Annotated in this window: 3 protein-coding genes and 1 pseudogene; 2 read left to right on the top strand and 2 right to left on the bottom strand. The window is 59.9% G+C overall.

Going from position 1 to position 3299, the window contains the following annotated elements; translation table 11 throughout:
* Positions 1-561: pseudogene (locus ACM6I7_RS11750) on the bottom strand (hypothetical protein); the annotation flags it as partial.
* Between the two features lie 355 nt (positions 562-916).
* On the bottom strand, positions 917-1858 hold the full coding sequence (locus tag ACM6I7_RS11745) for a class I SAM-dependent methyltransferase (protein WP_414888632.1): 942 nt from the start codon (positions 1856-1858) through the stop codon (positions 917-919).
* A 199-nt stretch (positions 1859-2057) separates the two neighbouring features.
* Here ACM6I7_RS11745 and ACM6I7_RS11740 point away from each other — a divergent pair, with 199 nt between their 5' ends.
* Positions 2058-2471: a response regulator gene (locus ACM6I7_RS11740; RefSeq protein ID WP_027613245.1), complete on the top strand. Its 414-nt coding sequence runs from the start codon at positions 2058-2060 to the stop codon at positions 2469-2471.
* A gap of 78 nt (positions 2472-2549) precedes the next feature.
* Positions 2550-3218: an HAD-IA family hydrolase gene (locus ACM6I7_RS11735; protein ID WP_414888631.1), complete on the top strand. Its 669-nt coding sequence runs from the start codon at positions 2550-2552 to the stop codon at positions 3216-3218.
* Positions 3219-3299: the final 81 nt, after the last annotated feature.

Genomic DNA, 3299 nt, shown 5'->3' with positions numbered 1-3299 from the left:
AATGACATCGCCCTCCGCGATGTCCGGGTAAGGCGAGCCGCTGCCGGACGCGGACCTGATGACAATCGGCACTCCCGCTTCGGCAACGTCTTTGTCCACCCCGCCGTTAACGATTTCCGGAGGAATGTACATGTACAGGTTGGAGTGACCAGGGCCCGGGTCGATGTCCTGGCCACCGGGGAGTTCCAGTTTGACGAAGAGGTTGAGGGGCTTGTCCGGACGCTCTTCTTTTTGATTGGGCTGTTTGATTTCGTAGGTGAGTTCGTAAGAACCGGTCTGCAGATGACGGGGAGCCACCCACAAGAGGGTCGGTTGCTTGAGCTCGGTCTGGTCAATGATGGGACGCCCGTCGACCTCACGGTCATTGAGCAGCAGCTTGACGGTATCGCCGACAGCCTTGCTGGCCCAGACGGGGATGACGACCAGCAGGCCGAGGTCGGGAAAAGTGAACACCGCCGCCCGGTTGATCCCCCACTGGCCGGAAGGCAGGAGGCGTCCGAGCACTATCGGGTCCAGCAATGAATGGGGGGCAGAGCTTTTCTTCTTGGGCTGAACGAGCATGGTCGGAACTCCAAGCGAACTGTCGGGAGACAAAGGGCGTGGAGTTATTCAGCGCTGAAGATAACGGCTCTGGCTACTGTCAGAAATTACAGGTGAGGACCTATTTGCGATGAACGGTCGAGAGGGCTGGGGTGATTGCGGGTGGGCAGGACAGCGCGGCAATCATCAGCAGCGTGCTCAATGATCATTCGTTGAAGACGGGGACGGTTTGATCGAGACCTGAACGACAAAACCCGCCGCCCCGGTTGATCGGGGCGGCGGGTTTTGTCCTTCTGAAGAAATGGGTTGCCGGTGAGTCAGTCTTCGCGAGCAGGCTCACTCCTACAGGGATGAGCGGGGTTCGCGGGATGTCGGGTCAGTCGAGGCGTTTGAAGACGAGCGCCTTCAGACCGCTCTCAGGATCAATATCCGGAAACTCCGGCGGATTCTCCAGCCGCTGCTCAAAGCGCAAGCTTGGCGCCTCTTGCGTCACGCCATCAATCAGAAAGTCCGAACCAAATGACGGATCATTCATGCACGCCAGCACCGTGCCGTCTGCCGTGAGCAATTCCGGTAAACGACGCAATACGCGCTGGTAATCCTTGGTCAGCAGAAAACTGCCTTTCTGGAACGATGGCGGGTCGATGATGACCAGGTCGTACGGGCCGCTGTTGATCACCTTGCCCCACGACTTGAACAGGTCGTGGCCAAGGAAACTCACCTTGCTCAGGTCATGCCCGTTCAAGCGATGATTGTCGCGGCCACGGCTGAGGGCGGCGCGGGACATGTCGAGGTTGACCACATGGCTGGCGCCGCCTTCGATCGCTGCCACGGAAAACCCGCAGGTGTAGGCGAACAGGTTCAGTACGCGTTTGCCCGCTGCCTGCTCACGCACCCAGTTGCGCCCGTAGCGCATGTCGAGAAACAGCCCGGCGTTTTGCTTGCGGCCCAGGTCGACGCGGTACTGCAAGCCGCCCTCGACGATGCTCATCTCCTCGATTTCATTGCCCAGCAGCCATTCGGCGGTGCTCTGCGGCAGGTAACGATGTTGGACCAACAAGGTGTGGGCACCGGACTCTTGCCATTCCGCCGAGGTGCTGATGTCGAGCAGCAATTGCTTGAGCGCTTCGAGTTGCTCCGGCAGCGGCTCCTTGAACAGCGACACCAGCACCACGCCTTGCAGCCAGTCCACCGTCAGCTGTTCCAGCCCCGGCCAGCAACGCCCGCGGCCATGGAACAGGCGGCGGGTTTCGCTCGGTGCCGCAGCGATTGCAGACAGCAGATGGGCGCGGAGTGTGGCGAGGGCTTCAGGGTTCATCAGTCACGGTCGGCAAGCAAAAGGGCCGGCATTTTAACCACAAAAACCACTTGGCGAACGCCGGTCAGCCAAGGCGATTGACCACTGTTAAGAAAAGACCTGTATCAAAAATGAATTTATGCAGGGCGCGCTGCTCATACCAGATAAGCAGCGGATTCGAGCCGCTAAGTCTTTAATGCAATTCAGGGAGTGCCAGTTCATGAGTCCAACACCGACACCGAGCGCGCTCCTTCCTGGCGGGTTGATTCTGGTGGTTGAGGACGACCCGTTGATTCTGGAGTTTCTCTGCGAAATTCTTCAGGAGGAAGGTTTCAAGGTCGAGCCGCAAACCAGCGCGGATGCCGCCAAGCTGTATCTGGAAAAGCACGCGTCGGATGTCGCGTTGCTGCTGACCGACATCACCATGCCCGGTGAAATCAACGGCGCCGGGCTGGCCAATCTGGTTGGCGACCGCTGGCCGGAAAAGCCGGTGATGGTCATGTCCGGTTATGAAACCCCGGAAACTTCCGGGGTCAAGCATCCGGTGGCGTTCATCAAAAAGCCCTGGGCGATCGGCCAGTTGCTTGACTGTGTCGACAGCGCTTTCAAGTCCAAGGCGCCACGTCTGCACTGAGGTGGCGGGTCGAACTGCCGGGTAAAAATGCTACATTGCCCGGCCAATCCGCCCAGTTCTGTCAAAGGATGCGACCTTTTGTCTGCTCACGATAACGTCTTCGACCGCGCGTTCGGCGCGTTCCTGTTCGACATGGACGGTACCGTCCTCAATTCCATCGCTGCTGCCGAGCGAGTCTGGGCAGCGTGGGCTGAGCGCCACGGGGTTGATGTCGAGAGTTTCCTGCCGACCATACACGGTGCTCGCGCCATCGACACCATCCGCCGGCTGAACCTGCCGGGAGTGGACGCCGAGGCGCAAGCGGCGTTCATTGCGCGGGCGGAAATCGATGATGTCGAAGGGATTGTGCAGATACCTGGGGCCGCGGCGTTTCTCGCCAGCCTGCCTGTCGAACGCTGGGCCATGGTGACCTCGGCGCCACGGGCTCTGGCGTTGCGGCGGATGGCTGCGGCGGGGATTTGCGAGCCTGCAGTGATGATCACGGCGGAGGATGTGACGGCTGGCAAACCTGATCCGGCGGGTTATCGTCTGGCGGCAAAGCGCCTGGGGCTTGAGGTTGGCGACTGCCTGATTTTCGAAGATGCCACTGTCGGCATCCAGGCTGCTGAAGCGGCAGGTGCAGCGCTGATGATCATCACCACGACGCACCAGCATCCCCTCGAAACCCGCCACGCGACTATCGACAGTTATGAGCCGCTGAGAGTTGTCGTCGATAGCCAAGGTCAACTGCACCTGCAAAAGGCCTGACACTACAAAGTCCCCTGTGGCAGCGGGCTTGCTCGCGAATGCGGTCTTTCAGTTGCATGCGATGTCGACTGATTCAGCGCA

The sequence above is a fragment of the Pseudomonas sp. IT-93MI4 genome (assembly GCF_949767635.1).
GTDB lineage: Bacteria > Pseudomonadota > Gammaproteobacteria > Pseudomonadales > Pseudomonadaceae > Aquipseudomonas > Aquipseudomonas putida_A.
Note: the sequence above shows the minus strand (reverse complement) of the source record. Positions and strands in the feature narration are given on the sequence as shown.